The organism is Serratia sp. PL7, assembly GCF_945957435.1.
This window is the reverse complement of sequence record NZ_CAMFLB010000029.1, coordinates 67,102-93,855: the sequence shown is the minus strand read 5'-3', so window position 1 is coordinate 93,855 and position 26,754 is coordinate 67,102. Positions and strand designations below refer to the sequence as shown.

The following is a 26,754-nucleotide window of genomic DNA, read 5'->3' as shown; positions in this document are numbered from 1 at the left end:
CAATGAAGGAACTGATGCAAAACCACCCGCTATTCAAGGATTTTCCGGTTAAAAACGTTAAGGTTTTCCGGGATAAATATCGCGAAGCGGGTAACCAGGGCATGCTAAAGGTATTAAGTCCGTTGGCCGCTGTGATTTCCGTGTTACTCGTTATACCGACTCTCTTGGGCATAGGCCTGTCATTCTTACTGGTAATTGCTTATCAGGATAGCTTCATTAGTACTTCACTACCCCCGCTAGTTTACTGGATTTGGGGCTGTACTGCGCTAGCCATCGGGCTGGTGGCCATAGGGTGCTCATGGTTGGTCAAAACCCCTATGCGCGAGCAACAGCGATACTATCAGCAGGGGAATTTAGGCCAGTTAGAAGACAACAAGCGTCAAGCATTGCGCCTGGACATAGTCCAAACTTATTCACATGGCTTTTGGAGTGAAACACTTGAGCACTACCCGATCGCCGCACGCCTGCAAGATCCCGTTAAGACATTTCCATTGCTGGATCCATCACAGCCCAAAGATCACCTTAAAGGGTTGTACGATGACTGGAACATCGCCGACGCCAAGCACTATCGCGAAGCTGTGAATAAACTTTTGGCCGGTATGCACTCCCAGCATTTTGCCTTCGACATGCGCCATTCGGTAGAAGATGATACCTGGGTGAGGAATCTGGCCGCACTGATTGAAGAGCCTGTCGGTTATATTCATAGCTGCATAACCCCAAGCCCGGAGCAACGCTCGCCAGCGCTGATTTGGGCCTTCGATCTATGGCGGGTGATCACACTGAGCCGCTCATGTTTTTGTGCCGGTTTGATCGCAGAACAAGAAGCCTGGGACAACATATTGAAAACAGCCGATATAGCGCATGAACTCTTTGCCAGTTTTGACGAATTCAATAAGAACTACCGTCTCGGTCATGCCTTTTGGAGTAACGACTTCGACTTGGTAAAGGGCCGATTAGCGCAGTTCAAGGACTATCAGCAACACTGTCATTGGCCAATCAAATCGTTACCTTGGCCAGCACGCCCCGGTATTGAGCTGAGTGAAGATATGCTCAGTGGCTTTGCTCATCTACAGCCTGAGCAGCCGTTCATATCATCGATTAAACCCGAAGATTACGTGTCGTAATAAAAATTTATTGGTCAGTGAGCTTATGGCACGCTGGCCGCTTTCTTCCTTACCCCGCCCCCCTTTCTCGATTAAATAACCTCAAATCAAAACATTACACAAAGAGAATGCCGTTATTCTGTGAGAAATTAACGCCTTAATCGCAGACTCTGTACTAGACAAGATCGTTATACCCATATTATCCACAGGTAGATCCCAGCTGATTCACAGAGTACAATACGGCCTCTTGAGTTTAAGGTTGGGATCATTCATTCATGGCAGACATTACTCTGATCAGTGGCAGCACGCTTGGCAGCGCAGAATACGTGGCTGAACATTTGGCCGAGAAACTCGAAGAAGCAGGTTTCTCAACGGAAATGCTGCATGGCCCTGAATTGGATGAATTGACGCTGTCGGGCCGGTGGCTGGTGGTTTCCTCCACTCACGGTGCCGGTGATTTACCGGATAATCTGCAGCCACTGCTGGAACAACTGGCAGAGCAGCAACCTGATTTATCGCAGGTGCAGTTCGGCGCCGTCGGTTTGGGCAGTTCTGAGTACGATACCTTCTGTGGTGCGATCAAACAGATCGACGATCTTTTCCAGGCTCGTGGAGCGAAAAGGATCGGCGATCGTCTCGAGATCGACGTGACCCAACATGAAATTCCCGAGGATCCTGCCGAAGAATGGCTGAAGAATTGGATTATTTTACTCTAATTCGGTTAAAGATCGCGCGAACGATTGTGTATAACTAGGCTCGAAAGCAGGGTATAAGCGGTAGTTATCCCAATAACAACCGTCGTACGCTTTCTGTCCTGTGGATAACATGCCATTTAGATCCCAGCTTATACTGGCCAGGATCACCGATCATTCACAGCAAACGATCCTGCTTAATCGGCTGATCTTTCTGTGGAATAATCACTTATCCACAGAGGATCGCGATCCTAATAAGAGATCTAATAAAGAGATCTTTAAATAAAAAAGATCTTCTTTTAATTACCTAAGATCCTGACCGCTTGGTCGATCGACTAAACTTGAGTAGAATCCTCCCCCCAGGGCAAACAACGATCGTTCGCAAGTACTCCGAGGTGCTGTTCCATGTTTTATCCAGAGCAATTTGACGTCATTATCATCGGTGGTGGCCATGCCGGAACCGAAGCCGCCATGGCTGCGGCACGTATGGGACGTCAGACTTTATTACTGACCCACAATATCGACACGCTGGGACAAATGTCCTGTAATCCGGCGATCGGTGGTATTGGGAAAGGGCATCTGGTCAAGGAAATCGATGCACTCGGCGGGCTGATGGCCAAGGCGATCGACCATGCAGGTATCCAGTTTAGGATACTAAACGCCAGCAAAGGCCCGGCAGTGCGAGCCACTCGGGCTCAGGCAGATCGCGTCCTGTATCGCCAAGCCGTTCGTACCGCATTGGAGAACCAGCCAAACCTGATGATCTTCCAACAACCGGTTGAGGATCTGATCGTCGAAAACGATCGAGTGGTGGGTGCGGTGACCCAGATGGGGCTGAAATTCCGTGCCAAAGCGGTAGTACTGACCGTAGGCACCTTCCTGGATGGCAAGATCCACATCGGCCTGGAAAACTACAGCGGTGGCCGTGCTGGGGATCCTCCGTCGATCTCTTTGTCACAGCGTCTGCGTGAACTGCCTCTGCGTGTCAATCGCCTGAAAACGGGTACACCTCCCCGTATCGATGCACGCACCATAGATTTCAGCGTTCTGGCTGAGCAGCATGGCGATACGCCAATTCCAGTGTTTTCTTTCCTGGGCAACGCCAGCCAGCATCCACAACAGGTGCCGTGCTACATCACGCACACCAATGAAAAAACCCATGACGTGATCCGCAACAACCTCGATCGTAGCCCGATGTATGCCGGGATCATCGAAGGGATCGGCCCACGCTATTGCCCGTCGATCGAAGATAAAGTGATGCGCTTTGCCGATCGTAATGCGCACCAGATCTTCCTGGAGCCTGAAGGGTTAACCAGTAACGAGATCTACCCGAACGGGATTTCCACCAGTTTGCCGTTTGACGTACAGATGCAGATCGTGCGTTCGATGGAAGGGATGCAAAATGCCCGTATCGTTCGCCCTGGCTATGCCATCGAGTACGATTTCTTCGATCCACGCGATTTGAAGCCCACATTGGAAAGCAAATTTATTCAAGGTCTGTTCTTCGCAGGCCAGATCAACGGCACCACCGGTTACGAAGAAGCTGCTGCGCAGGGCTTGTTGGCCGGGTTGAACGCCGGGCGTTATGCCGTTGAAGACGAAGGCTGGTCACCACGCCGCGATCAGGCTTACCTGGGGGTGCTGGTGGACGATCTCAGTACGCTGGGAACCAAAGAGCCGTACCGCATGTTTACCTCACGTGCCGAATACCGTCTGATGCTGCGTGAAGACAACGCCGATCTGCGCCTGACGGAAAAAGGCCGTGAACTGGGGCTGGTTGATGATGAACGTTGGCAGCGCTACTGCGAAAAACTTGAGCACATCGAACAGGAACGCCAGCGTCTGCGTGATATCTGGGTGCACCCGCATTCAGAGAACGTCGAACAGGTTAACGTCCTGCTGAAAGCTCCTCTGTCACGTGAAGCCAATGGCGAAGAACTGCTGCGCCGCCCGGAAATGGATTATGGCCAACTGACCGCGGTGGCAGCTTTTGCTCCTGCACTGGCAGACACCGAAGCCGCTGAGCAAGTGGAAATTCAGGTGAAATACGAAGGCTACATCGCTCGCCAGCAAGATGAGATCGACAAACAACAGCGCAACGAGAATACCGTGCTGCCGCTGGATCTCGATTATCGCCAGGTCTCCGGATTGTCCAACGAGGTGATCGCCAAACTGAACGATCACAAGCCTAACTCGATCGGTCAGGCTTCGCGCATTTCCGGCATCACCCCAGCAGCGATCTCTATTTTGCTGATCTGGCTGAAAAAACAGGGCTTACTGCGCCGCAGCGCATAAATCCGCTCACCGAGTGGCCGTTTGCCTATCTGCTGAGCAAACGGCCGCTGACATCATATCAAGCCTGAATTATCATAGACTGCCTAAGAGAGCAGTTGCAGATTGGCCTGCATGTTCCACGCCTGTCAGAGGACTCTGTTGTGCAAAAAAAATTGGATTCGTTGCTTTCAGCGGCTGGAATTTCGCTTCCCGATCAACAAAAGCAGCAATTGTTGGGCTATGTCGCTATGCTCGACAAGTGGAACAAGGCTTACAACCTCACTTCTGTACGCGATCCGCAGCAAATGCTGGTGCGTCATATCATGGACAGCATTGTGGTGAATGCCCATCTGACAGGTTCACGCTTTATCGACGTTGGCACCGGCCCGGGTTTGCCAGGCATTCCGTTGGCAATCGTGCGGCCCGATGCCCATTTCACCCTGTTAGACAGCCTGGGCAAGCGTGTACGCTTTCTGCGACAGGTGCAGCATGAGTTGGGGCTGAATAATATCGAGCCGGTACAGAGCCGTGTGGAAGAGTTTGTGGTAGAACCGCCGTTTGACGGTGTGATCAGCCGGGCTTTTGCTTCACTGCAAGACATGTTGGCTTGGTGTCACCACCTGCCAGCCAAAGGGCAGGGGCGTTTTTATGCGCTGAAAGGGGTTTGCCCGCAAGACGAGTTGGCCCAGTTGCCAGAAGGGATTTCTCTGGAGTCGGTGGTGCGTTTGCAGGTGCCGGAGCTGGATGGCGAGCGCCATTTGATCGTCCTGAAAGCCCACTAAAGCCAGATCAGAATTGCTTAGCATCAAATAATCAGTGATTGGTGTAGGGTACAGAAGGTAAATAGCAAGCAGTCTAATCAGACAGGCCCTTTCTTTCGTTTATTTACTTTTAATTAACATTGTTATGTCAAAAATGCATCATTTCAGTAGGTGATAGTCACGTTAGCAACAATGTGTGAAAGATTCCGATTTGCTGTCAGTGTTAATTGAGTGTTGCTTTATTATTCCTGTGAATGTCAATAAAAGGTTTTTGCGGGGTATAAGGATTGTTTTTGAACGGTTACGTTGTAATGATTTGATTTATAATATTTTTTGATCGCCCAAAAAGCTAAAGACCTAGGTCGTGAACCTGGGCTATAACTCATTAATAGTCAGTATTGTGATCGGTTGCACGTTTCTTACCGCAACCGTGGAATAGTCAGACAAATAAATGCGAGCGATTATTCCGGCCATTTTCTTGTGAAAATAGCCCTAAAAGGGGAAATTTAAATAATTGTTCACCTTTTCGCTACTTATCGATTGAATTCGTTGGAGTGGCCCGTATAATTTGCACGTTTTTTGCTGCTTGACTCAGAACCGCAAAGGCAGTTTTATACGTCGGCATACCCCCTCAGGGGTACGGAGAGAACAAACGTCATGTCTGTGTCCCTGTACAGCGGAAAAGTTGCACGCAAGTTGCTGTTGCTGCAGTTAATGACTTTTGTTTTGATCAGCGCTGCTTTCGGCCTGAAAAGTCTGGAGTGGAGCGGTTCGGCACTGGCAGGTGGCCTGGCTGCCTGGTTACCCAATGCCATGTTTATGCTGTTTGCCTTGCGTCATCAGGCACAGACGCCGGCACCCGGACGGGTTGCCTGGTCGTTCGCCATTGGTGAAGGGCTAAAGGTCGTGATCACCATCGTTTTGCTGATCGTGGCGCTTGGGGTGTTCAAAGCGGCGTTTGTACCGCTTGGCCTGACCTATTTAGCGGTGTTGATTGTGCAGATAGTGGCACCAGCCGTGATTAACAGTTACCGAACTTAACTAAATAAGGGTAAGAGGCATCATGTCTGCAGGAGAAGTCTTGACTCCACAGGAGTATATCGGTCACCACCTGACGCAGCTTCAGGTCGGGACGGGGTTCTGGTCGATTAACGTCGACTCGATGTTTTTCTCCATTGTCCTCGGGGTGGTCTTTCTGGCGGTATTCCGCAAGGTAGCCAAAAACGCCACCAGCGGCGTGCCCGGAAAGTTGCAAACCGCCGTTGAGCTGATCGTTGGCTTTGTCGACAACAGCGTAAAAGATATGTACCACGGCAAGAGCAAGGTCATTGCTCCGCTGGCGCTGACGGTGTTCGTCTGGGTATTCCTGATGAACCTGATGGACCTGATCCCGGTCGACCTTCTGCCGTTCATCGGTGAGCATTACCTTGGCCTGCCAGCACTGCGTGTGGTGCCTACCGCCGACGTGAACATCACGTTGTCGATGGCGTTGGCCGTATTTGTCCTGATCCTGTTCTATAGCATTAAAATGAAAGGCATTGGTGGGTTCGTCAAAGAGTTAACCATGCAGCCGTTCAACCACCCGGTATTTATTCCCATTAACCTGATCCTTGAAGGTGTCAGCCTGCTGTCCAAACCTGTTTCACTGGGTCTGCGACTGTTCGGCAACATGTATGCGGGTGAGTTGATCTTCATCCTGATTGCTGGTCTGTTGCCGTGGTGGTCACAGTGGATGCTGAGTTTGCCTTGGGCAATCTTCCACATCCTGATCATTACGCTTCAAGCCTTTATTTTCATGGTTCTGACGATTGTCTATCTGTCGATGGCATCTGAAGAGCACTGATTTTCTTAAAACACTTGCACTATTAAACTGAAACAAACTGGAGACTGTCATGGAAAACCTGAATATGGATCTGCTGTACATGGCTGCCGCTATTATGATGGGGTTAGCGGCAATCGGTGCTGCGATCGGTATCGGCATCCTGGGTGGTAAATTCTTGGAAGGCGCTGCACGTCAACCTGATCTGATCCCTCTGTTGCGTACACAGTTCTTTATCGTTATGGGCCTGGTTGACGCCATCCCGATGATCGCTGTTGGTCTGGGTTTGTACGTGATGTTTGCTGTCGCGTAAGTAGGGTTCACACTCTACAAAGAAACCACATTATTAACTTTTAAAGAGGCATTGTGCTGTGAATCTTAACGCAACAATCCTCGGCCAGGCTATCGCGTTCATCCTGTTTGTCTGGTTCTGCATGAAGTATGTATGGCCGCCAATTATGGCTGCCATCGAGAAGCGTCAGAAAGAAATTGCTGATGGCCTCGCTTCCGCAGAACGTGGCAAAAAAGATTTGGACTTAGCGCAAGCCCATGCGACCGACCAGCTGAAAACTGCCAAAGCGGAAGCCCAGGCGATTATTGAGCAAGCAAACAAACGCAAAGCTCAGATCGTGGACGAAGCGAAAGCAGAAGCCGAGCAGGAACGTAACAAAATCGTGGCGCAGGCTCAGGCTGAGATCGAAGCCGAACGTAAGCGCGCTCGTGAAGAGTTGCGTAAGCAAGTCGCGATGCTGGCAATTGCCGGTGCCGAGAAGATCATCGAACGTTCCGTGGATGAAGCTGCTAACAGCGACATCGTTGATAAACTGGTCGCTGAACTGTAAGGAGGGAGGGGCTGATGTCTGAATTTATCACCGTAGCTCGCCCCTACGCCAAAGCAGCTTTTGACTTTGCCGTTGAGAACCAAAGCGTAGAACGCTGGCAGCAAATGCTGGCGTTTACTGCTGTTGTCACGCGTAATGAACAGATGGCGGAACTGCTTTCCGGTGCTGTTGCACCTGAAACCTTGTCCAACACGTTTATTGCGGTTTGTGGCGATGAGCTCGACGAACATGGCCAGAACTTTATCCGTGTAATGGCCGAAAATGGGCGTTTACTGGTCCTTCCTGCGGTGCTGCAACAGTTCATCGAACTGCGCGCCGCGCTGGAATCCACCGTCGAAGTCGAGGTGCTCTCATCGAGCGCACTGAACGACACACAGCAAGCCAAGATTATCGCTGCGATGGAAAAACGTCTGTCACGCAAAGTTAAGCTGAATTGCAAAATTGACAAGTCTGTACTGGCCGGTGTCATTATCCGTGCCGGTGATCTGGTGATCGATGGCAGCGTACGTGGCCGTCTCGAGCGCCTGGCAGACGTCTTGCAGTCTTAAGGGGACTGGAGCATGCAACTGAATTCCACCGAAATCAGCGAACTGATCAAGCAGCGCATTGCTCAGTTCAATGTAGTGAGCGAAGCTCACAATGAAGGTACCATCGTTTCCGTCAGCGACGGGATCATCCGCGTACACGGTTTGGCCGAGGTTATGCAGGGCGAAATGATCGCACTGCCAGGCAACCGTTACGCAATTGCATTGAACCTGGAGCGTGACTCTGTAGGTGCCGTGGTAATGGGTCCGTATTCGGATCTGGCCGAAGGCATGAAGGTAAAATGTACCGGCCGTATTCTGGAAGTTCCAGTTGGCCGTGGTCTGCTGGGCCGTGTGGTCAACACCCTGGGTGCACCTATCGACGGTAAAGGCCCGGTTGAACATGACGGTTTCTCTCCGGTTGAAACTATCGCACCTGGCGTTATCGAGCGTCAGTCTGTTGATCAACCTGTACAGACCGGCTACAAATCGGTCGACGCCATGATCCCAATCGGTCGTGGCCAGCGTGAGCTGGTGATCGGCGACCGTCAAACCGGTAAAACTGCCCTGGCGATCGATGCGATCATCAACCAGCGCGATTCCGGCATCAAATGCGTTTACGTAGCTATCGGCCAGAAAGCGTCTACCATCGCTAACGTGGTACGCAAGCTGGAAGAGCACGGCGCACTGGCCAACACCATCGTGGTTGTGGCTACCGCGTCAGAATCCGCTGCACTGCAATACCTGGCGCCATATGCCGGTTGCGCAATGGGCGAATACTTCCGTGACCGCGGTGAAGATGCGCTGATCGTATACGATGACCTGTCCAAACAGGCTGTTGCTTACCGTCAGATCTCCCTGCTGCTTCGCCGTCCACCAGGTCGTGAAGCTTACCCAGGCGACGTATTCTACCTCCACTCCCGTTTGCTGGAGCGTGCTGCGCGTGTTAACGCCGACTACGTTGAAGCCTTCACCAAAGGTGAAGTCAAAGGCAAAACCGGTTCACTGACCGCTCTGCCGATCATTGAAACCCAGGCGGGTGACGTTTCCGCGTTCGTTCCGACCAACGTAATCTCGATTACCGATGGTCAGATCTTCCTGGAATCCAACCTGTTTAACTCTGGTATTCGTCCGGCGGTTAACCCGGGTATTTCCGTATCCCGTGTGGGTGGTGCAGCACAGACCAAGATCATGAAAAAACTGTCCGGTGGTATTCGTACCGCTCTGGCGCAGTATCGTGAACTGGCTGCGTTCTCTCAGTTCGCTTCCGATCTGGACGATGCAACGCGTAAACAGCTGAGCCACGGTCAGAAAGTGACCGAGCTGCTGAAACAGAAACAGTATGCGCCGATGTCCGTCGCACAACAGTCTCTGGTGCTGTTTGCCGCCGAGCGTGGCTACCTGAACGACGTAGAAGTGGCGAAAGTCGTCAGCTTCGAAGCCGCTCTGGTTGCTTTTGCGGATCGCGAGCATGCCGAACTGCTGAACCACATCAACCAAACTGGTGCTTATAACGATGAGATCGAAGGCAAGCTGAAAGGCATCCTCGATACCTTCAAGGCAACCCAGTCCTGGTAACGCATAGCGGCCTGCCGTTGCAAGACGGCAGGCCGCTGGCAATGAGGAGAAGCAGAGATGGCCGGCGCAAAAGAGATACGTAGTAAGATCGCCAGCGTGCAAAACACGCAGAAGATCACTAAAGCGATGGAAATGGTCGCCGCCTCCAAAATGCGTAAATCGCAGGAACGCATGGCGGCCAGCCGTCCTTATGCAGAGACCATGCGCGAGGTGATTGGTCACCTAGCTTTAGGGAATCTGGAATATAAGCACCCGTACCTGGATGAGCGTGACGTTAAGCGCGTCGGGTATCTGGTGGTGTCTACTGACCGTGGTCTCTGCGGCGGCTTGAACATCAACCTGTTCAAGAAGCTGTTGGCAGAGATGAAAGGCTGGTCTGAAAAAGGCGTTGAAGCTGATTTAGCGCTGATTGGCTCAAAAGCAGCCTCTTTCTTTGGTTCCGTGGGCGGCAACGTGGTTGCCCAGGTGACCGGCATGGGGGATAACCCTTCCCTGTCGGATCTGATCGGTCCAGTGAAAGTGATGCTGCAAGCCTACGACGAAGGTCGTTTAGACAAGCTGTACGTTGTCAGCAACAAATTTGTTAATACGATGTCCCAGGAACCGCAGTTACTGCAACTTCTGCCATTGCCACCTTCTGATGACAGTGAACTGAAGAAAAAATCCTGGGATTACCTGTATGAACCCGATCCAAAAGTGCTGCTTGATACCTTGCTGCGCCGTTATGTGGAATCGCAAGTTTATCAGGGCGTCGTGGAAAACCTGGCCAGCGAGCAGGCCGCACGAATGGTAGCGATGAAAGCCGCAACCGATAACGGCGGTAGCCTGATCAAAGAGCTGCAGTTGGTATACAACAAGGCGCGTCAGGCCAGCATCACTCAGGAACTCACCGAGATCGTTTCGGGAGCCTCCGCGGTTTAAGCTAGGTTTACGAATTACGTAGAGGATTCAAGATGGCTACTGGAAAGATTATCCAGGTAATCGGCGCCGTGGTGGACGTCGAGTTCCCTCAGGATGCCGTACCGAAAGTGTACAACGCTCTTGAGGTTGCAAACGGCACCGAGAAATTGGTGCTGGAAGTTCAGCAACAGCTGGGTGGCGGCGTGGTTCGCTGTATCGCAATGGGGACCTCAGACGGTCTGCGTCGTGGTCTGGCCGTAACCGACCTGCAGCACCCAATTGAAGTACCGGTAGGTAAAGCTACCCTGGGCCGTATCATGAACGTATTGGGTGAACCAATCGACATGAAGGGCGACATCGGCGAAGAAGAACGTTGGGCTATTCACCGCCCGGCGCCAAGCTACGAAGAGTTGTCCAGCTCCCAGGATCTGCTGGAAACCGGTATCAAGGTAATGGACCTGATCTGCCCGTTCGCCAAGGGGGGTAAAGTCGGTCTGTTCGGTGGTGCTGGTGTAGGTAAAACCGTAAACATGATGGAGCTGATCCGTAACATCGCGATCGAGCACTCCGGTTATTCTGTGTTTGCGGGCGTGGGTGAACGTACTCGTGAGGGTAACGACTTCTACCACGAAATGACCGACTCCAACGTACTGGACAAAGTTTCCCTGGTTTACGGCCAGATGAACGAGCCACCAGGTAACCGTCTGCGCGTTGCGCTGACCGGCCTGACCATGGCTGAGAAGTTCCGTGACGAAGGTCGTGACGTACTGCTGTTCGTCGATAACATCTACCGTTATACCCTGGCCGGTACCGAAGTGTCCGCACTTTTGGGCCGTATGCCATCGGCAGTAGGTTATCAGCCAACGCTGGCGGAAGAGATGGGTGTTCTGCAAGAACGTATCACCTCTACCAAGACCGGTTCAATCACCTCTGTGCAGGCTGTTTACGTTCCTGCGGATGACTTGACTGACCCATCACCAGCCACCACCTTTGCTCACTTGGATGCAACCGTGGTACTGAGCCGTAACATCGCTTCTCTGGGTATCTACCCGGCCGTTGACCCGCTGGATTCCACAAGCCGTCAGTTGGATCCGCTGGTAGTTGGCCAGGAGCACTACGACGTAGCGCGTGGCGTGCAGTCTATTCTGCAACGCTACCAGGAACTGAAAGATATCATCGCCATCCTGGGTATGGACGAGCTGTCAGAAGACGACAAGCTGGTTGTATCCCGTGCGCGTAAAATCCAACGTTTCCTGTCTCAGCCGTTCTTCGTGGCAGAAGTCTTTACCGGTTCTCCGGGCAAGTTCGTATCGCTGAAAGACACCATTCGTGGTTTCAAAGGCATTATGGACGGCGACTACGACCACCTGCCGGAGCAGGCGTTCTACATGGTTGGCACCATTGAAGAAGCAGTGGAAAAAGCCAAGAAACTGTAACGCCTTGAGAGGAGGGTGATATGGCTATGACTTACCATCTGGATGTCGTCAGCGCGGAAAAACAGATGTTTTCCGGCCTGGTGCAGAAGATCCAGGTGACAGGCAGCGAAGGCGAACTGGGGATCTTCCCTGGCCATGCGCCGCTGCTGACTGCCATCAAGCCTGGCATGGTGCGTATTGTTAAACAGCACGGTGAAGAAGAGTTCATCTACCTGTCCGGCGGTATCCTTGAGGTACAGCCGAGCGTGGTAACCGTGCTGGCGGACACTGCCATCCGTGGAACGGACCTCGACGAAGCGAGAGCGCTGGAAGCTAAGCGTAAAGCTGAAGAGCACATCCGTAGCTCTCATGGCGATGTCGACTATGCTCAGGCATCTGCTGAACTGGCGAAAGCGATCGCGAAACTGCGCGTTATCGAGCTCACCAGAAAAGCGATGTAAACTCCCACGTTGCCTGCAGCGTGTGGAAATAAGAAAGCGGCCCCTGTGGGTCGCTTTTTTTTTGTTTTAAAATAAGCGTTTCAACCGGCCAGGCATTGTGCTGTATTAGCGCTGCCAGTGGAATTAAGCGTCGCCGATCACCGACAGTTTTTTCGCTGTACGGTTGGATTGCAGCCATTGGCGGCAGGCTAGGAGCCATGCGGCCTGCGCCGGATTCGTGTAGAGAAATATGTAGTAATTCCGTCATCAAACGGGTTTACTTTCGTCCATCAAAATGGAGTTATCAGGTTGCTTATGTCTAACAGCGCAATGAGCGTGGTTATCCTCGCCGCGGGCAAGGGAACACGCATGTATTCCGACCTTCCCAAGGTGTTACATCCGCTGGCGGGTAAGCCAATGGTGCAGCACGTCATTGATGCTGCCATGAAGCTGGGTGCCCAAAATGTCCATCTGGTTTACGGCCATGGCGGCGAGTTGCTGAAAAGCACCCTGCGCAATGATGCACTAAACTGGGTGTTACAGGCTGAGCAGTTGGGAACCGGCCATGCGATGCAGCAGGCGGCTCCGCATTTTGCCGATGATGAAGACGTGCTGATGCTGTATGGCGATGTGCCACTGATCGCCGTCGAGACGCTGACGCGCCTGCTGGCAGCCAAACCTCAGGGTGGCATTGGCCTGCTGACGGTGAAGCTGCAAGACCCGAGCGGTTATGGCCGCATCGTACGTGAAAACGGCACCGTGGTGGGCATTGTCGAACATAAAGATGCCAATGATGAGCAGCGCCAGATTAATGAGATCAATACCGGCATTCTGGTGGCCAACGGCCGCGATCTGAAGCGCTGGCTGGGCAAGCTGAACAATAATAATGCCCAGGGTGAATTCTATATCACCGACATCATTGCCCTGGCGCATGCTGAGGGTAACAGGATTGAGGCCGTACACCCGGCGCGCCTGAGCGAAGTTGAAGGCGTGAATAACCGCCTGCAACTGTCGCAGCTTGAACGCGTGTATCAGGCCGAGCAGGCAGAGAAGCTATTGCTGGCTGGCGTGATGCTGCTGGATCCGGCGCGCTTCGATCTGCGTGGCGCGCTGGAACATGGCCGCGATATCTCCATCGATGCCAACGTGATTATCGAAGGCAAGGTCAAGCTGGGTAACCGCGTGAAGATCGGTGCCGGCTGCGTGCTGAAAAACTGCGTGATTGGCGACGACTGCGAGATCAGCCCTTACAGCGTGCTGGAAGATGCGCAGCTGGAAGCTGCCTGTACTGTTGGCCCATTTGCCCGTCTGCGCCCTGGTGCCGAACTGGCAGAAGGTGCCCACGTCGGCAACTTCGTGGAAATCAAAAAGGCCCGCCTGGGCAAAGGTTCCAAAGCTGGTCACCTGAGCTATCTGGGCGACGCCGAAATTGGCGATGATGTGAATATCGGTGCCGGTACTATCACCTGCAACTACGACGGTGCCAACAAGCATAAAACCATTATCGGCGACGGCGTGTTTGTCGGCTCGGACACTCAGCTGGTGGCTCCGGTCACCGTAGGCAAAGGGGTGACGATCGCTGCCGGTACCACGGTGACCCGTGATATTGCGGATAATGAGCTGGTGTTGAGCCGGGTCAAGCAGGTGCACATTCAAGGCTGGCAGCGTCCAACCAAGAAGAAGTAGGCCCCCTCACCCCAACCCTCTCCCACAGGGAGAGAGAGCTGTTAGCCCCTGCTCTGTTGGGATAGCAGGGGTAATCATAGCAACCGCGATCGCCCCTTCAATCAAGGTGAATCAGCCGGTGCTAATGTAGAAGACGTAATTTCAGACACTCTCGATCGATCCCCTCTCCCTGTGGGAGAGGGTTAGGGTGAGGGCATCACTGTTTTGCTCTGTACTTTCGCTAAAGAGCACAGAGCAAAACATAATAATCCCCATTCTCTACAGGCTCGGGGAAGCACGGTAAAACCGGCAAAAATCAGGTCAAGGCATCGCAAGTGCCCTGAAAGGCACTTAATTAGGAATACGACTAATGTGTGGAATTGTAGGTGCAGTAGCGCAACGTGATATCGCCGAGATCCTGCTGGAAGGTTTACGCCGCCTGGAATACCGGGGCTATGACTCAGCGGGTCTGGCCGTGGTGGATAGCGAGGGTAACGTCAGCCGTTTGCGTCGTGTCGGCAAGGTACAAAAACTGGCTGAAGCGGCAGAGCAACAGGATTTGCACGGCGGTACCGGGATTGCCCATACCCGCTGGGCGACGCACGGTGAGCCTTCGGAGGCGAACGCGCATCCTCATGTTTCAGATTACATCGCGGTGGTGCATAACGGCATTATCGAAAACTACGAACCGCTGCGCGAACAGCTGATTGAGCGTGGTTATCACTTCAGTTCTGAAACCGATACCGAGGTGATTGCTCACCTGGTGCATTGGGAACAGAAGCAGGGCGGTACACTGCTGGAAGTGGTACAGCGTGTGATCCCACAGCTGCGTGGCGCTTATGGCACCGTGGTGATGGACAGCCGCGATCCTAGCGTATTGGTAGCTGCCCGTTCAGGTAGCCCGCTGGTGATTGGCCGTGGCGTGGGCGAAAATTTCATTGCCTCTGACCAACTGGCCCTGCTGCCGGTAACCCGTCGCTTTATCTTCCTGGAAGAAGGTGACGTAGTAGAAGTGACCCGCCGCACCGTCAGCATTTTTGACAAGCAAGGTAATGCGATTGAGCGCCCAGAGATCGAATCTCAGGTGCAATACGACGCCGGTGACAAAGGCGCGTACCGTCATTACATGCAAAAAGAGATTTTTGAGCAGCCAATGGCGCTGAAAAACACCCTTGAGGGGCGTTTCAGCCATGGCAAGATCGACCTGAGTGAGCTTGGTCCGCACGCCGACGAACTGCTGTCAAAAGTGCAGCACGTACAGATCATCGCCTGTGGGACTTCTTACCACTCCGGGATGGTGGCACGTTACTGGTTCGAGTCGCTGGCCGGTGTGCCTTGTGACGTCGAGATCGCCTCTGAATTCCGTTATCGCAAGTCAGCGGTGCGCCCAGGCAGCCTGATCATCACCCTGTCTCAATCCGGTGAGACCGCCGATACGTTGGCAGCGCTGCGCTTGTCCAAAGAGCTGGGCTATTTGGGTTCCCTGGCCGTGTGCAACGTGGCAGGTTCTTCCCTGGTGCGTGAGTCTGACCTGGCGCTGATGACCAAGGCCGGTACCGAAATCGGCGTTGCCTCGACCAAAGCCTTTACCACCCAGCTTGCTGTGTTGTTGATGCTGGTGGCGCGTCTGGGCCGTCTGAAAGGGATGGCGGAAAGCGTAGAGCATGACATTGTGCACGGTCTGCAAGCGTTGCCTGCGCGTATTGAGCAGATGCTGTCACTGGATAAGAGCATCGAAGCGTTGGCGGAAGGTTTCTCTGACAAGCATCACGCACTGTTCCTTGGCCGTGGCGATCAATACCCGATCGCTATGGAAGGAGCGCTGAAGCTCAAAGAGATCTCCTATATCCACGCAGAGGCGTACGCAGCCGGTGAGCTTAAGCACGGCCCGCTGGCGTTGATCGATGCCGATATGCCGGTGATCGTGGTTGCACCTAACAACGAGCTGTTGGAGAAGCTTAAATCCAATATCGAAGAGGTGCGTGCTCGTGGTGGCCAGCTGTATGTGTTCGCCGATCAGGATGCCGGTTTCGTCAGCAGCGAAGGGATGACCATCATCCCACTGCCGCATGTTGAAGAAATAGTTGCACCGATCTTCTACACCGTGCCGTTACAGTTGCTGTCTTACTACGTCGCTCTGATCAAAGGCACCGATGTGGATCAGCCACGTAACCTGGCGAAATCCGTTACTGTGGAATAATCGCTAACCCTCCTGCTATGAATACCGTGTTGGGTTACTCAACACGGTATTTTTTTAGCCCCAGTTTTACCATTAACGCTATGATTGGCGGGTGATGCTACAGGGAAGGGAATACGTAGATAATGAATATTTTGATTACAGGAGCACGCGCACCTGTTGCGATTGAGTGGGCGCGTATTGCGTTGCGTAGCGGGCACCGCGTCTGGTTAGCGGATAGCCTGAGGTGGCCGCTGGGCCGCTTTTTACTAGGGATTGAAGGTTATCTACGGCTTCCCTCCCCGCGCCAGGACCTTGCCGGTTATCAACAGCAACTGCAAGGCTATCTCGACCTACATGCTATTGGGCTGCTGATCCCCACCTGCGAAGAGATCTTCTACCTCTCCCAGGCGTTTGCTACGTATATCGGGCCTACCGAGTGGCTGATACCTGAACGGCGGTTGCTATTTGAACTGCACCATAAGTACCAAAGCCTGAGCCTGTTAACGGGATTGGGTGAGGTACGGACTCCCGCAACCCGAATGCTGACCTCTTGCTCGCAAATTACCGACGATCCTCAGACCATTTTGAAACCGGTTTATTCACGCTTTGGTCGCCGAGTGATCCGTACCCCAAACCCGGGTGTGTTGAACGATCGGCAGCTCAACGAGCATATCCCATGGGTGCAGCAGCAGAAATTAGAGGGTGTGGCTTTGTGCAACTATGCCGTGTTCGAACACGGCAGGCTGATCGCGCATCAGGCTTATCAACCCAAATACTGCTTCAATCAGGCTGCAGGTAGTTACTTTGTCCCTCATCAGGACTGGAGGCTGGACGATTTTGTCCGTCAGTTTGGGGAGAAAACCGGCTTTCATGGCCAGGTGGCGTTCGATTTTATCGAACAGGACGGGGTGATTTTTGTTATTGAGTGTAATCCCAGGGCCACCAGCGGCCTGCATTTGCTGGGGGCTCAGATGTCCATCGCTGCCGATGGGCAATTGCAATACCAGCCAGCGCCGCCCAAGGCAGGACATGTGGGCGTGATCATACTGTTATTCTTTGCCTGGCAGGCTTGGCGCGATAAGCAGTTGGTGACGCTATGGCGGGACTTTCGCCAAGCGCCTAATCTGCTCAACGATCACCGTTGGCCGATAAGTGCCGGAGCGCAGTGGTGTGCGTTGTTGGAAATGGGATACCGCAGCTTACGCTATCGGCGGCCTCTCACCGATGCCAGCACCTTTGATATCGAGTGGGACGGTTAGCATGGAACAGGTTAATCATTGGCAGCGCCTGCAACTGACTCTGTTGCAACAGCCAGGCATGATTGCCAACCTCCAGACGTCGATGACCGAGTATCAACAGGATGGCTTCTGGATACCGGCGACGGTCAATGATTACGTACCCGGTAATTGCTATGTGGTTTCCCCGCTGGCGCTGATCGTCGATTACGCGCGGGATGAAATTATCAAAATCGATAACGGCGCGTTGCGGGCGCTGTGCAACGGGTTGACGCTGTTGCTGAAATGGCCCTTATTGCTGGCACACGTCGATCGGCTCCAGGTGCTGAATAATCAGTGCCTTTCCACCAATTTGACCAGCAGCCACTGGCAATCCCTGGATACCGACGCGTTGCGGCAACAGGCATTGCAGCGCTATCCCCAGCATACGTTGATGATCCGTTCACTTAATGGGCAGCAGACTCCTGAGCTGTTGGCACGACTCTCCCAGCAAGGTTGGCTGCCTATCGTCAGCCGTCAGGTCTATTGCCTGGACGATCCTTTACGCTGGTGGGGTAAAATCAACGCGCGCCGGGATGACAAATTACTGCATCAGATGGGATGGGAGTTCAAACGGCTGTCTGCCAAGGATCCCGAACAAATGCAGTGTGCCGAACGCCTCTATAACCAGCTCTACCTGGAAAAATACAGCCGCCAGAATGTGCAGTTCACCGCCGGTTATTTATCCCAGGCCTCGCAGCTTGGTGTGTTGCAACTGTACGGCTTGTTCCACCAGCAGCAAATGGTGGGGGTGTTGGGAATGGTTCAGTTGGAACAGACGGTAACGGTGCCGATCGTCGGCTATCGGACAGAATTACCCACATCATTGGCGCTATATCGTCGTCTGCTCGCCTTTGCGTTACGTTACGCCATGGAGCACAAGCTGTTTCTCAATTTGAGTTCCGGCGCACCAGATTTTAAGCGGGTTCGCGGTTGCCAACCGGAGATTGAATACAGCATGGTCTATGTCCGGCACCTGAACGTTTATCAGCGTAGCGTTTGGGCGGTGATTTCCTGGCTTTCCCGCAAGGTCTATCAGCCGTTATTGAAACGCTATCAGTTATGAATATTACTCAGATATCGCCCTGCAACTTGGGGATAGTGCGCCAGCGATTGGCAATATGACAAACGTGTAAAAAAGAGCGAAAACCGCTCATATTCAGAGAGATAGTGCAGCAATAGGCAGATTTTTGCAGATTGTTTTATGTCTGAAAATGACATCATCTCACTGATTTTAATCAAATTAATATCAATTACTCTCCGCTGTAATATAACTGTCATATTTCGTACATTTTACTGTCACCAAACTGTCCTATTTTCCCTTCTGCAGCAATACTTACTCTGATGAAAACGACTCAAAGTCGATTTTTGAAATATCCCATTAGGAGGGATTATGAAACTGATGCGTACCACCGTCGCCAGTATTGTGGCAGCGACTTTCTCTTTGGCCTCTGTGTCCGCCTTCGCTGCTGCTAGCCTGACCGGTGCAGGTGCGACATTCCCCGCTCCGGTGTATGCCAAGTGGGCAGATTCTTATCAGAAAGAAACCGGCAACAAGGTTAACTATCAGGGGATTGGTTCTTCTGGTGGTGTGAAGCAAATCATCGCCAACACCGTTGACTTTGGTGCTTCTGATGCCCCGCTGTCCGATGAAAAACTGGCTGCGGACGGCCTGTTCCAGTTCCCTACCGTGATCGGTGGCGTGGTACTGGCGGTGAATATTCCGGGCATCAAATCCGGTGAGCTGACCCTGGATGGTCAAACCCTGGGTGATATCTACCTGGGCAACATCAAAAAATGGAATGACCCGGCGATCGTTAAACTGAACCCGGGCGTCAAGCTGCCGGATCAGGCTATCGCCGTGGTGCGTCGTGCTGATGGTTCCGGGACTTCTTTCGTCTTCACCAGCTATCTGGCCAAGGCTAACGCGCAGTGGAAAGAGAAAATTGGTGCAGGCTCAACCGTTAACTGGCCAACCGGCCTGGGTGGCAAGGGTAATGACGGCATCGCCGCGTTCGTTCAGCGTCTGCCTGGCTCTATCGGCTATGTTGAATACGCTTACGCCAAGCAGAACAACCTGGCCTACACTAAATTAGTGTCTGCCGATGGCAAACCGGTCAGCCCAACCGAAGAGAGCTTCAGCGCCGCAGCCAAAGGCGCGGATTGGAGTAAAACTTTCGCGCAGGATCTGACCAACCAGAAAGGCGACAACGTCTGGCCAATCACCTCCACCACCTTCATCCTGGTGCACAAAGAGCAGAAGAAGCCTGAGCAGGGCGCAGAAGTGCTGAAGTTCTTTGACTGGGCTTACAAGACCGGTGCCAAACAGGCTAGCGAACTGGATTACGCCGCCTTGCCTGCCGAAGTGGTTGAGCAAATCCGTGCTGCCTGGAAAACCAACATCAAAGACAGCTCCGGTAAGGCCTTGTTCTAACAACGCAGGGGGTGCGGAAGACCGTGCCTCAACCTGACTGTCGGGGCCTGGCGTGCCGGGCCCTTCAAGCTTTAAACAGAAGAGTAATCTATGGCTGAGTACAAGCCGACCATTAAAGCACCGGGTAAAAACGGTGACATCATCTTCAGCGCGCTGGTCAGACTGGCGGCGCTGATTACCCTATTGTTGCTGGGCGGCATTATCGTTTCGCTGATTATCGCCTCCTGGCCAAGCATGCAGAAGTTCGGTTTTGCCTTCCTGTGGACCAAAGAGTGGGATGCGCCAGCCGAGCAGTTTGGTGCGCTGGTGCCGATCTACGGCACGGTCGTCACCTCGGTGATTGCGCTGATTATCGCTGTGCCGGTCAGTTTTGGTATTGCCCTGTTCCTGACCGAGTTGGCCCCTAACTGGCTCAAGCGCCCGTTGGGGATTGCGATAGAACTGTTAGCGGCGATCCCAAGCATCGTTTACGGCATGTGGGGCCTGTTCGTGTTTGCTCCGCTGTTCGCCAAATATTTCCAGACCCCGGTGGGGGAAGTGTTGTCCGGTATCCCGATCGTAGGCGAGCTGTTCTCCGGCCCGGCATTTGGTATCGGTATTCTGGCTGCCGGGGTGATCCTGGCCATTATGATTATTCCTTACATTGCGGCGGTAATGCGCGATGTGTTCGAACAGACCCCGGTGATGATGAAAGAGTCGGCCTATGGCATCGGCTGCACCACCTGGGAAGTGATCTGGCGCATTGTGCTGCCGTTCACCAAAAACGGCGTGATTGGCGGCGTGATGCTTGGCCTGGGGCGCGCCCTGGGGGAAACCATGGCGGTGACCTTTATCATCGGTAACACCTACCAGCTCGACAGCTTCTCGCTGTATATGCCGGGCAACAGCATCACCTCGGCGTTGGCCAACGAATTCGCTGAAGCGGAATCCGGGCTACACACCTCTGCATTGATGCAGCTTGGGCTGATCCTGTTTGTGATCACCTTTATCGTCCTGGCGCTATCGAAGTTGATGGTGATGCGTCTGGCCAAGCGTGAGGGTCGCTAACATGGCAACGATGGATATGCAAAACCCGGTAGCACTGGCGGAAAGCCGCCGTAAAATGCAGGCCTGGCGTCGGCAGAAAAACCGTCTGGCGCTGTTCCTGTCGATGGCGACTATGGCCTTTGGCTTGTTCTGGCTGGTGTGGATCCTGTTCTCGACCGTCACCAAGGGCATCGACGGTATGTCGCTGGCGCTGTTTACCGAAATGACGCCGCCGCCGAATACTGCGGGCGGTGGTCTGGCTAACGCCATCGCCGGTAGCGGCTTGCTGATCCTGTGGGCGACCATCTTCGGTACTCCGCTGGGCATCATGGCGGGGATCTATCTGGCGGAATATGGCCGTAAATCCTGGTTGGCAGAAGTGATCCGCTTTATCAACGATATTCTGTTATCCGCGCCGTCGATCGTCGTGGGCCTGTTCGTTTACACCGTGGTGGTGGCGAAGATGGAGCACTTCTCCGGTTGGGCCGGGATCATTGCGCTGGCCCTGTTGCAGATCCCGATCGTGATCCGCACCACCGAGAACATGCTCAAGCTGGTACCGGACACGCTGCGTGAAGCGGCCTATGCGTTGGGGACACCAAAATGGCGCATGATTTCCGCCATTACGCTGAAGGCGTCGGTCTCCGGCATTATCACCGGCGTACTGCTGGCGATTGCGCGTATCGCCGGGGAAACCGCCCCGTTGCTGTTTACCTCGCTGTCGAATCAGTTCTGGAGCACCAACCTGATGCAGCCGATCGCCAACCTGCCGGTCACCATTTTCAAGTTTGCCATGAGCCCGTTTGCCGAATGGCAACAGCTGGCCTGGGCCGGGGTGCTGTTGATCACTCTGTGCGTACTGTTACTGAATATCCTGGCGCGTGTGATTTTCGCCAAGAAAAAGCATTCATAAAAATTTAGGTGCCGCTCAGGCGACACCGTGAAAAGAGAGAAGTCTTGATGAGTATGGTTGACTCCACTTCCAGCAGCAAAATTCAGGTACGCGATCTGAACTTTTACTACGGCAAATTCCATGCGCTGAAAAACATCACGCTGGATATCGCCAAGAACAAGGTGACCGCGTTTATTGGCCCGTCTGGCTGCGGCAAATCGACGCTGCTGCGGACCTTCAACAAGATGTACCAACTCTACCCCGAGCAGCGTGCCGAAGGCGATATCCTGCTGGATGGGCAAAACATCCTGACGGATAACCAGGATATCGCGCTGCTGCGTGCCAAGGTGGGTATGGTGTTCCAAAAGCCAACGCCGTTCCCGATGTCGATTTATGACAACATCGCCTTTGGCGTGCGCCTGTTCGAGAAGTTGTCCCGTGCGGATATGGACGAGCGTGTCCAATGGGCGCTGACCAAGGCGGCACTGTGGAACGAGACCAAGGACAAGCTGCACCAGAGCGGTTACAGCCTGTCCGGCGGCCAGCAGCAACGCCTGTGCATTGCGCGCGGCATTGCCATTCGCCCGGAAGTGCTGTTGCTGGATGAGCCTTGCTCAGCGCTGGATCCAATTTCCACCGGCAAGATTGAAGAGCTGATCAGCGAGCTGAAATCTGACTACACCGTGGTGATCGTGACCCACAATATGCAGCAGGCGGCGCGTTGTTCCGACTCCACCGCATTTATGTATCTGGGTGAGTTGATCGAGTTCAGCGATACTGACACTCTGTTTACCGCGCCACAGAAGAAGCAGACCGAAGACTACATTACTGGCCGCTATGGTTGATTAGGATGCATCATGGATAACCTGAATTTAAACAAACACATTTCCGGCCAGTTCAACGCTGAACTCGAGCACATCCGCACCCAGGTGCTGACCATGGGCGGGCTGGTGGAGCAACAGCTGACCGACGCCATTACCGCGATGCATAACCAGGACGGTGAACTGGCCAAACGGGTGATCGAGGGTGATGCCAAGGTCAATATGATGGAAGTGGCGATTGATGAAGCCTGTGTGCGTATCATTGCCAAACGCCAGCCGACCGCCAGCGATCTGCGCCTGGTGATGGCGATCATCAAGACCATTTCCGAGCTGGAACGCATCGGCGACGTAGCGGACAAAATCTGTCGCACCGCACTGGAGAAATTCTCGCACCAGCATCAGCCGTTGCTGGTCAGCCTGGAGTCACTGGGCCGCCATACCGTGCAGATGCTGCACGACGTGCTGGATGCCTTTGCGCGTATGGATCTGGATGAAGCCATCCGGATTTACCGCGAAGACAAGAAGGTCGATCAGGAATATGAAGGCATCGTGCGCCAGTTGATGACCTACATGATGGAAGATACGCGCACCATTCCGAGCGTGCTGACGGCGCTGTTCTGTGCCCGCTCTATCGAGCGTATCGGCGATCGCTGCCAGAATATTTGCGAATTCATCTTCTACTTCGTCAAAGGCCAGGATTTCCGCCATATCGGTGGCGATGCGCTGGACAAGCTGTTGTCAGACGGTAAAGACGAGAAAAAAGCGTAATTCAACCAGTGAGTTATTCCACAAGGCGCTGAAAATGGCGCCTTTATGCCATTTAAAAACCGTAAAGTTAAAAAGGTTATAACTATAGCGTTTAATATTATTTCCTGACCTAAGTGAGGCTTGCTAGCTTATCAGCCAGCGGGACATCAATCACTTGGGAGCTTTTCATGAAACAGCGCGTCTTAGCCTTATCTCTGTTAGCCAGCCTGACCAGCCTTGCCACCGGTGTGGCACATGCCGATAAACTCGATGATATTCAAAAAGCTGGCGTGGTGCGTATTGCGGTATTCGACAGTAACCCACCGTTTGGTTATGTCGATCCGCAAAGCAAAAAGCTGGTGGGTTATGACGTGGACGTGGCCGAGGCTATCGGTAAGGCGCTGGGCGTCAAGGTTGAACTGCGCGCCACCAACCCGGCTAACCGGATTCCTCTGCTGGTGTCAAAAAAGGTTGATCTGATCGCGGCCAACTTCACCATCACCGACGAGCGTGCCAAAGAAGTGAATTTCAGCGTGCCGTATTTTGCTACCGGCCAGAAATTCATTGCCCATAAGGGCGTGCTGAAAACCCCGGAAGACATCAAGAAGCTACGCATCGGTGCAGATAAAGGCACCGTGCAGGAAATTACCCTGCGTGAGCACTATCCAACGGCCAAAGTGATCTCTTACGACGATACCCCACTGGCGTTTGTCGCCTTGCGTAACGGCAACGTGCAGGCTATTACTCAGGACGATGCCAAGCTGGTTGGCCTGCTGGGCAACCTGCCAGCCGCGCAAAAAGCCGACTTTGAAATCTCTCCGTTCAGCATCACCAAAGAGTATCAAGGCGTTGGCATTCCAAAAGGCGAAGAACGTCTGACGGCCACCATCAACGACACCTTGATCAAACTGGAAAAAGATGGCGATGCGGTGAAGATTTACGATCGCTGGTTCGGCCCGGAAACCAAATCCGCCCAACCGCGTGGCGATTTCAAGATCGGCCCGTTGGATCAGCAACCTAAAGCCTAATCTCCCTTCTCCCTCTCCCCCGGTTTTGTATAGTGGCGGAGAGGGTTGGGGTGAGGGGAAGTACCTCGCATGAATCTGCAACAACTCTCAGACTGGCTGTTGGCGCCGCAGTATCTGAGCTGGCTATGGAATGGCTTCTTGATGACCTTATGGCTGTCGGCCTGTGCCGGGCTGGCGGCAACGCTGCTGGGTTTTGGCCTGGCGGCGATGCGGGACAGCAGCCTGCGCCCGTTAAGCTGGCTGGCGGTGGCCTACAGCGCACTATTTCGCAATACTCCTCTGCTGGTGCAACTGTTCTTCTGGTATTTTGCCGCCGGGCAAATCCTGCCCTCCTTCGCCATGCAATGGCTGAATACCCCCCATCAGTTAGGCCTGTTCGACTGGCCCTCGTTTGAATTCCTGGCGGGCTTCTTCGGCTTGACGCTTTATTCCACCGCGTTTATTGCCGAAGAGATCCGCTCCGGCATCCGTGGCGTCGCCAGAGGGCAAAAGCACGCGGCCTACGCGTTAGGGCTGACCGGCTGGCAATCGATGCGCTATGTGGTGCTGCCGCAGGCGCTGAAAATCGCTTTCCCGCCGTTGCTGGGGCAGTACATGAACGTGATTAAGAACTCGTCGCTGACTATGGCGATCGGCCTGGCTGAGCTGTCTTACGCTTCGCGCCAGGTGGAAACCGAAACCTTGCGGACCTTCCAGGCGTTTGGCGTGGCAACGGTGTTGTATATCGCCATTATTGCCCTGTTGGAAGGTTGGGGCATGTGGCGTCAACAGCGTAAACCGCTGGGGGGACACTAAGATGGACTTTACCGTTATCCAGGAAAACCTGGGCTACCTGCTGTGGGGCACCTTCCCGGACGGGCCTTTGGGCGGTGCTGCGTTGACGTTGGCGATCAGCCTGATGGCCGGGCTGGCGTCGGCAATTCTGGGGACGCTGCTGGGTGTCGCGCTGGCGATGTCGCGTGGGGTGCTGGCTGGGTTATTGGCGATGGTGCTCGGATTCTTCCGCGCCATCCCAGTGATCATGCTGATTTTTTGGACTTACTTCCTGCTGCCAATCGTGTTTGGCGTCGACATCCCGGAAATTACCACCGTGGTGTGCGCGTTGGCGTTGATCGCCTCGGCCTATCTGGCCCATGCGGTAAAAGCGGGGATCGTGGCTATCGGTGCCGGGCAGTGGCAGGCGGGGCTATCGCTCGGTTTAAACCGCTGGCAGGTGCTGCGGATGATCGTCTTGCCGCAGGCGCTGCGCATGATGGTGCCTTCGTTTATCAACCAGTGGATCTCGCTGATTAAAGACACTTCGCTGGCGTACATCGTCGGCGTGGGTGAGTTGACCTTCCTGGCTACCCAGGTCAACAACCGCAGCATGGTTTACCCGATGGAGGTGTTCCTGTTTGTGGCGCTGGTCTATTTCATCTTCTGCCTGACGCTGGACGTGCTGGCGAACGGGTTGAACAAACGCCTTAGCCCGCAGACTAAAGCGCTAAAACGCAGCTGGCGCTGGTGGCGCAATCGCCCGCCGTTACCGGCTAGTTAATCAGGCTACAGTAGCAATGGTTGCCCCTATCTATACCATGGCTAATTAATTGGCATGATATTGGGGCTTGAATTATTATGATTTCTTATCGCATTGCGTTAAATTTATGATGATGATCAATGCATTGCGTTTTTATCATGCAGCTTGAGTTATTTAGAGTATAAATAAGAGTGATTTATATATTTCCATTGGATGGTTATCATTATGAAAATTAGTGCGTTATTTATAAAAACGGATCCAGGTCGGCGGCGGTATGGCGTTGCCTTGTTTGTTGGCATTATTGGCGGGATCCTCTCTGCTTTTGTCAAGTGGGGGGCAGAGGTTCCGCTACCGCCAAGAACCCTGAGTGATGGCCGGGCTGAATTTAACCCGCCCTATCTTTTTTTAAGAGATTATCTTGGGATAGATCCAACCGGTACGGTATATACCTTTTCTGAGCATATTATTAATCCGGTTATGGTTACGCACGTCATATTTTCGTTGGTCTTTGCGATTGGTTACTGCTTGGTTGCCGAAGTTTTTCCAAAGGTCAAACTTTGGCAGGGGGTGCTGGCGGGTATCATTGCCACCGTTGCCGTGCATGGCATTAGTTTCCCTTTGCTTGGTTTGACTCCTCCGCTTTCAATGCTGCCATTTGATGAGTACCTTTCTGAAATTTTGGGGCATATATTTTGGTTTTGGGTGATTGAGATAGTACGTCGGGATTTACGTAACAGAATTACCCATGAGCCTGATGCCGAAGTTCCGCTGGGATCCTATCGTTAATCGATAACGTTCAGCGGGGTATTCTCCCCGCTGAATAT

The 26,754-nt window shown here is 53.3% G+C and carries 27 protein-coding genes; 26 read left to right on the top strand and 1 reads right to left on the bottom strand.

The genetic code is table 11. The features are described 5' to 3' along the window. Positions 1 to 2 precede the first annotated feature (2 nt). The 13 genes from N6G83_RS47190 (at position 3) to N6G83_RS47130 (ending at position 12,369) form a co-directional block, all read left to right on the top strand. Positions 3 to 1,124 (top strand): DUF1266 domain-containing protein, encoded by a 1,122-nt coding sequence (locus N6G83_RS47190; protein ID WP_211134665.1) that lies wholly within the window; start codon positions 3 to 5, stop codon positions 1,122 to 1,124. Between the two features lie 254 nt (positions 1,125 to 1,378). Then, positions 1,379 to 1,819: an FMN-binding protein MioC gene (gene mioC / locus N6G83_RS47185; protein WP_024484681.1), complete on the top strand. Its 441-nt coding sequence runs from the start codon at positions 1,379 to 1,381 to the stop codon at positions 1,817 to 1,819. Positions 1,820 to 2,200: 381 nt separating this feature from the next. Then, on the top strand, positions 2,201 to 4,090 hold the full coding sequence (mnmG, locus tag N6G83_RS47180; protein WP_021181433.1) for a tRNA uridine-5-carboxymethylaminomethyl(34) synthesis enzyme MnmG: 1,890 nt from the start codon (positions 2,201 to 2,203) through the stop codon (positions 4,088 to 4,090). Positions 4,091 to 4,230: 140 nt separating this feature from the next. Beyond that, on the top strand, positions 4,231 to 4,851 hold the full coding sequence (rsmG, locus tag N6G83_RS47175; RefSeq protein ID WP_260524212.1) for a 16S rRNA (guanine(527)-N(7))-methyltransferase RsmG: 621 nt from the start codon (positions 4,231 to 4,233) through the stop codon (positions 4,849 to 4,851). Between the two features lie 636 nt (positions 4,852 to 5,487). After that, entirely contained in the window at positions 5,488 to 5,871 is a 384-nt protein-coding gene (gene atpI / locus N6G83_RS47170; RefSeq protein WP_024484684.1) for a F0F1 ATP synthase subunit I, read from the top strand. A gap of 22 nt (positions 5,872 to 5,893) precedes the next feature. Continuing rightward, a complete protein-coding gene (gene atpB, locus N6G83_RS47165; protein WP_037434395.1) occupies positions 5,894 to 6,673 on the top strand; it encodes a F0F1 ATP synthase subunit A in 780 nt (259 codons plus the stop codon). 49 nt (positions 6,674 to 6,722) lie between these two features. After that, positions 6,723 to 6,962: a F0F1 ATP synthase subunit C gene (atpE, locus tag N6G83_RS47160; RefSeq protein WP_004393045.1), complete on the top strand. Its 240-nt coding sequence runs from the start codon at positions 6,723 to 6,725 to the stop codon at positions 6,960 to 6,962. 58 nt (positions 6,963 to 7,020) lie between these two features. After that, entirely contained in the window at positions 7,021 to 7,491 is a 471-nt protein-coding gene (gene atpF, locus N6G83_RS47155) for a F0F1 ATP synthase subunit B (protein ID WP_021181429.1), read from the top strand. A gap of 14 nt (positions 7,492 to 7,505) precedes the next feature. Further along, entirely contained in the window at positions 7,506 to 8,039 is a 534-nt protein-coding gene (gene atpH / locus N6G83_RS47150; RefSeq protein WP_024527380.1) for a F0F1 ATP synthase subunit delta, read from the top strand. 12 nt (positions 8,040 to 8,051) lie between these two features. Further along, complete coding sequence (gene atpA / locus N6G83_RS47145) at positions 8,052 to 9,593, top strand: F0F1 ATP synthase subunit alpha (protein ID WP_024527379.1); 1,542 nt, start codon at positions 8,052 to 8,054, stop codon at positions 9,591 to 9,593. Between the two features lie 57 nt (positions 9,594 to 9,650). Continuing rightward, a complete protein-coding gene (gene atpG, locus N6G83_RS47140) occupies positions 9,651 to 10,514 on the top strand; it encodes a F0F1 ATP synthase subunit gamma (RefSeq protein WP_021181426.1) in 864 nt (287 codons plus the stop codon). 32 nt (positions 10,515 to 10,546) lie between these two features. Next, positions 10,547 to 11,929 carry a F0F1 ATP synthase subunit beta gene (atpD, locus tag N6G83_RS47135; RefSeq protein WP_024484688.1) on the top strand — a complete coding sequence of 461 codons (1,383 nt, stop codon included), beginning with the start codon at positions 10,547 to 10,549 and terminating at the stop codon, positions 11,927 to 11,929. Positions 11,930 to 11,949: 20 nt separating this feature from the next. Further along, positions 11,950 to 12,369, top strand: a complete 420-nt coding sequence (locus N6G83_RS47130) for a F0F1 ATP synthase subunit epsilon (RefSeq protein ID WP_004933814.1) — start codon at positions 11,950 to 11,952, stop codon at positions 12,367 to 12,369. On the opposite strand, the gene N6G83_RS47125 is transcribed toward N6G83_RS47130, so the two are convergent. Further along, a complete protein-coding gene (locus N6G83_RS47125) occupies positions 12,350 to 12,616 on the bottom strand; it encodes a hypothetical protein (RefSeq protein ID WP_152529888.1) in 267 nt (88 codons plus the stop codon). The two genes, N6G83_RS47130 and N6G83_RS47125, sit on opposite strands and share 20 nt — an antisense overlap. 47 nt (positions 12,617 to 12,663) lie before the next feature. Between N6G83_RS47125 and glmU the strand changes: the two genes are divergently transcribed. The 13 genes from glmU to N6G83_RS47060 all read left to right on the top strand — a co-directional run bounded on the left by glmU (position 12,664) and on the right by N6G83_RS47060 (position 26,716). Beyond that, entirely contained in the window at positions 12,664 to 14,034 is a 1,371-nt protein-coding gene (gene glmU, locus N6G83_RS47120) for a bifunctional UDP-N-acetylglucosamine diphosphorylase/glucosamine-1-phosphate N-acetyltransferase GlmU (RefSeq protein WP_211134663.1), read from the top strand. A 349-nt stretch (positions 14,035 to 14,383) separates the two neighbouring features. Then, positions 14,384 to 16,213, top strand: coding sequence for a glutamine--fructose-6-phosphate transaminase (isomerizing) (gene glmS, locus N6G83_RS47115; protein ID WP_024527377.1), 1,830 nt, complete (start codon positions 14,384 to 14,386; stop codon positions 16,211 to 16,213). 122 nt (positions 16,214 to 16,335) lie between these two features. Continuing rightward, entirely contained in the window at positions 16,336 to 17,451 is a 1,116-nt protein-coding gene (locus N6G83_RS47110; protein ID WP_211134662.1) for a hypothetical protein, read from the top strand. Position 17,452: 1 nt separating this feature from the next. Next, the gene (locus tag N6G83_RS47105; RefSeq protein WP_211134661.1) at positions 17,453 to 18,532 is read left to right on the top strand and encodes a GNAT family N-acetyltransferase; all 1,080 of its coding nucleotides are present in this window, start codon (positions 17,453 to 17,455) and stop codon (positions 18,530 to 18,532) included. A 327-nt stretch (positions 18,533 to 18,859) separates the two neighbouring features. Then, complete coding sequence (gene pstS / locus N6G83_RS47100) at positions 18,860 to 19,900, top strand: phosphate ABC transporter substrate-binding protein PstS (protein ID WP_024527374.1); 1,041 nt, start codon at positions 18,860 to 18,862, stop codon at positions 19,898 to 19,900. A gap of 90 nt (positions 19,901 to 19,990) precedes the next feature. Beyond that, the gene (gene pstC, locus N6G83_RS47095) at positions 19,991 to 20,947 is read left to right on the top strand and encodes a phosphate ABC transporter permease PstC (protein ID WP_024527373.1); all 957 of its coding nucleotides are present in this window, start codon (positions 19,991 to 19,993) and stop codon (positions 20,945 to 20,947) included. A 1-nt stretch (position 20,948) separates the two neighbouring features. Beyond that, positions 20,949 to 21,839 carry a phosphate ABC transporter permease PstA gene (gene pstA / locus N6G83_RS47090; protein WP_024527372.1) on the top strand — a complete coding sequence of 297 codons (891 nt, stop codon included), beginning with the start codon at positions 20,949 to 20,951 and terminating at the stop codon, positions 21,837 to 21,839. A gap of 53 nt (positions 21,840 to 21,892) precedes the next feature. Beyond that, a complete protein-coding gene (gene pstB, locus N6G83_RS47085; protein ID WP_370454353.1) occupies positions 21,893 to 22,663 on the top strand; it encodes a phosphate ABC transporter ATP-binding protein PstB in 771 nt (256 codons plus the stop codon). Positions 22,664 to 22,675: 12 nt separating this feature from the next. Next, positions 22,676 to 23,407 carry a phosphate signaling complex protein PhoU gene (gene phoU, locus N6G83_RS47080; protein WP_024484696.1) on the top strand — a complete coding sequence of 244 codons (732 nt, stop codon included), beginning with the start codon at positions 22,676 to 22,678 and terminating at the stop codon, positions 23,405 to 23,407. A gap of 167 nt (positions 23,408 to 23,574) precedes the next feature. After that, entirely contained in the window at positions 23,575 to 24,414 is an 840-nt protein-coding gene (locus N6G83_RS47075) for an ABC transporter substrate-binding protein (RefSeq protein WP_211134721.1), read from the top strand. A gap of 69 nt (positions 24,415 to 24,483) precedes the next feature. Beyond that, entirely contained in the window at positions 24,484 to 25,209 is a 726-nt protein-coding gene (locus tag N6G83_RS47070) for an amino acid ABC transporter permease (RefSeq protein WP_074030813.1), read from the top strand. Between the two features lies 1 nt (position 25,210). Next, the gene (locus N6G83_RS47065) at positions 25,211 to 25,951 is read left to right on the top strand and encodes an amino acid ABC transporter permease (RefSeq protein ID WP_024527369.1); all 741 of its coding nucleotides are present in this window, start codon (positions 25,211 to 25,213) and stop codon (positions 25,949 to 25,951) included. Positions 25,952 to 26,155: 204 nt separating this feature from the next. Then, positions 26,156 to 26,716, top strand: a complete 561-nt coding sequence (locus tag N6G83_RS47060) for a YagU family protein (RefSeq protein WP_024527368.1) — start codon at positions 26,156 to 26,158, stop codon at positions 26,714 to 26,716. Positions 26,717 to 26,754: the final 38 nt, after the last annotated feature.